At 70.2% G+C, this 3,669-nt stretch carries 1 protein-coding gene; it reads left to right on the top strand.

What is annotated here, in order from left to right; genetic code table 11:
- Positions 1 to 41 precede the first annotated feature (41 nt).
- Positions 42 to 3,669, top strand: a 3,628-nt coding sequence (locus tag ACZDWJ_RS19635; protein WP_463523859.1) for an RHS repeat domain-containing protein, incomplete at its 3' end; no start/stop codon positions are given.

Here is a 3,669-nt window from a genome sequence, read left to right as displayed (position 1 = left end):
AACCGCCACCCAGGCGGCCTAACCCAACCTGTCACCTGATCGTGCAGCAGTCCCACCCGAACAACCCCAGCGGCCAGTCGTTGTGGCTCTCCAAGATCCAGCACACCGGCCTGGACCCCGACAGCACCTACGCCGGCGCCAGCGCCGCGGTCACCCTGCCCAGCGTCGGGTTCAACGGGGTGTGGCTGCGCAACCGCGTCGACCCCGCCCCGGGCACCAGCACGTTCGAGCGGCTGCGGATCGACTCGGTGCGCAACGAGACCGGCGGTCGCATCGACGTCACCTACGGCCACGCCACGGGGCGTGCCTGCACCTCGACCACCGTCGACGGCCTGGCCCGCTACCAGTCGATCAGCGGCGCCCGCGAGTGCTACCCGCGGCTGCTGCCCCAGACCCAGAAGTGGGGCTGGTGGCACAAGTACGTCGTGACCCGGGTCGCGCTCGGTGATGACGCCACCGGCTACCGCGCCGGGCAGGCGCCCACCGATGCCCCGATCAGTCCCGGCCGGCTGCGGGTCTATGACTACGAGTACCTCGGCGCCCCGGGATGGCGGTACCGCAGCAGCCTGCTGACCGACAACAAGGCCGAGACCTGGGATGACTGGCGCGGCTATGAGGAGATGGTCACCCACACCCGCCGGGTCGGCGCCGACCAGGTCGTCGACAGCCCGCTGGTCGACGTGGCCCGCCACGACGCGATCGTGTTCCGCGGCCTGGACAACACCAAGCTCAACTACACCGACAACACCTTCCGCTCGGAGTCGGTGACCACCATCAAGGGCACCTACCTCGACGCGGAGTGGCGCAACGGCCGCCTCGCGCAGAGCGTGGAACGCGACAACGATGACCAGCCGCTGGCCCGCACCGCCTACGAGTACTCCAGCTACAAGACCGCCGACTCCAACCTGACCCCGGACGCCTACTACACCTACCAGTCGACCCAGTCGGTCCTGGCCCGCGCCGGTGGCGATGAGCAGAACACCACCGTCACCGTCGACCCCGGCGGCGGGAACCACCACGGGAAGATGCTCGGCGCGGTCCGCACCAGCACCGACGATGCCGGCACCTCCTCCGATGGCAGCGACGACGTCGTCGCCTGCATGTACTACCTGACCAGCGCCACCACCGCGCTGCGGGTCCCGCGCCTGGTCGAGACCCGCCAGTCCGGCTGCCAGTCCAGCAGCCAGACCAGTGCCACGCTCCTCAACCGCACCGCCTACTACTACGACGGCGACCAGGCCGGCGGCGCCGCACCCACCGACGGCGACCCGAACTACACCACCGTGTCCACCGGCAACCCGGCGTCGCCGACCATCACGACGCTGACCAAGTGGGACGCCTACGGGCGCCCCATCACCGCCCGCATCCCCACCAGCGGTGGCCCGACCGGTGCCGTGAACTCCGCCCCCTACGCCCGGACCTACTACAACGGCTCAGACGCCACGACCAGTGAGACCAACGGGTTCTTGACCTCGGTGGAGACCAAGACCCCCGCCCCGGACACGGGCACCGCCGGGTTCACCACCACCCAGACCCTCTCGCGGACCCGCGGCCAGGTCACCTCCGCCCGCGACGCCAACGGCCGCCTGACCAGCATCGAACGCGACAACCTCGGCCGCCCGGTGAACCTCTGGCTGCCCGGACGCAGCCAGTCCGCCGGGCAGGACCCCTCGACGAAGTACACCTACACCGATACCGCCTCCGCGGCTGGACGCGTCACCACCGAGGTCCTGCGCGAAGGCACCACCTACGACCGGACCCTGGCCTTCTACGACGGCTGGGGCCGCCCGTTCCAGACCACCACCCGCAACACCCTCTCCGATGCAAGCCAACCGGACGCGACAACCCGGATCGCGACCCTGAACGCCTACGACGAACGCGGCCAGGTCTGGTTCGCCAGCCCCGGCTTCCCGATCGTCTCGAGCAGCACAGCGGTCATCCCGACCACGACCGCCGCGATCGGGACCTATGCCACCACCAGCTACGACGAGCTGACCCGCCCGACCCGGGTCAACGACAAGTCCAACGGCGCCCTGATCCGCGCCACCACCAACACCTACGGCGCCCGCAGCGACACCGTCTCCGTGCTCGACCCCGCCGGCGCCCCGGTCGCGACCACGAAGAGCACCTACAACCTGCGCCTTCAGGTCGCCACCGTCAACCAGTACGCCAACGGCACCTCACCCAGCACCACCCTCGACGACGGATACGCCGCCTACACCTACACCCCCACCGGCCAGCTCGACACCATCAAGACCCCCAGCACCACCAGCCACACCGACGCGCTGCTGACCTACGACTACGACTACGACCTGCTCGGCCGCAGGACCTCCGCCACCGACCCCGACACCGGCACCACCCGCTACACCTACGACGCCCGCGGCAACACCACCTCGGTCGACGACGCCATGCCCAACGACGTCACCCCCGGCACCGCCGGCGGCGTCATCACCACCAGCTACGACGCCCTCGACCGCCCCGTCGCCCGCACCCAGATCACCACCGCCACCACCAACGCCGGGACCGACACCGCGTACCCGCTGGCCGAATGGGCCTACGACGACGCCACCGTGCCCAACAGCCTCGGCCGGCCCACCCGGAACACCAGCCACACGGCCCTGGGTGACTTCACCAGCACCATCGACTCCTACGACGTCCGCGGCAACCCACTGGCCACCACCGACAACTACCCCGCGAAGCTCACCGGCGAGAGCGCCAGCACCACCACCGGGCCGCTGGCCGGGACGATCGCGAAGACCACCCGGCACACCTACAACGAGCTCAGCGAGACCACGTCCACGACCTACCCGGCCGTCCCCGGCCTGGCCGAGCTCACCACCACCAACACCTACTCCAGCAACGGCATCCTCACCGACATCACCACCCCGATGGCCGGCGGCCCCCGGGCGATCGCCACCGCGACCTACGACGCCCTCAACCGGCCCCTGAGCGTGACCTCGACCACCGCGCCCGGGGCCACCGACCCCGTGCAGATGCAGCGGGCCTACACCTGGACCCCCGACGGACAGCTCGACACTCTCGCCGCCAAGGCGCTCAACGGGTCCGCCACCTACGACCAGCTGAAGTACGCCTACACCTACGACGCCCAGGGCAACCCCACCCAGATCGCCGGACGCCGCCAAGACGCAGCCGCCACCCCCGCCAGCTACGGCGCCTGGTGCTACGCCTACGACGGCATCAGCCGCCTCACCTCCGCCGACACCGCCAAGGCCGCCCTCGACCCCACCACCAACAACCCCACCACCAGCTGCGCCCAGCCCAACGCCGTCGAAGCCGCGTCCGTCAAGAACGTGACCGGCGAGACCTACGCCCTGGACTACACCTACGCCCAGACCCGGCTCAAGTCCGTCACCACCACCAGTGCCATCACCGGCACCAGCACCGCCGCCGGCACCGGCCCGGCCACGATGGCCACCAACTTCACCTACCCTCCCGCGGGCAGCGGGCATCCCCACGCACCGGACAGTGCCACCCAGGCCGGCACCGGCTCCACCCAGCAGCTCGCCGTCAAGGCACTGCCCGACCCCGGCACCCTGACCTACGACGCGGTGGGCCGCGCCACGATCTGGAACCCCAGCCCGCTGGTCGCACCCACTGAACCGCCCCGGGATGTCCGGAGAGTTGATTCGTTGGAAGGATCTCTCTCAT

It is taken from the genome of Nocardioides sp. B129/18 (assembly GCF_055282735.1).
Note: the sequence above shows the minus strand (reverse complement) of the source record. Positions and strands in the feature narration are given on the sequence as shown.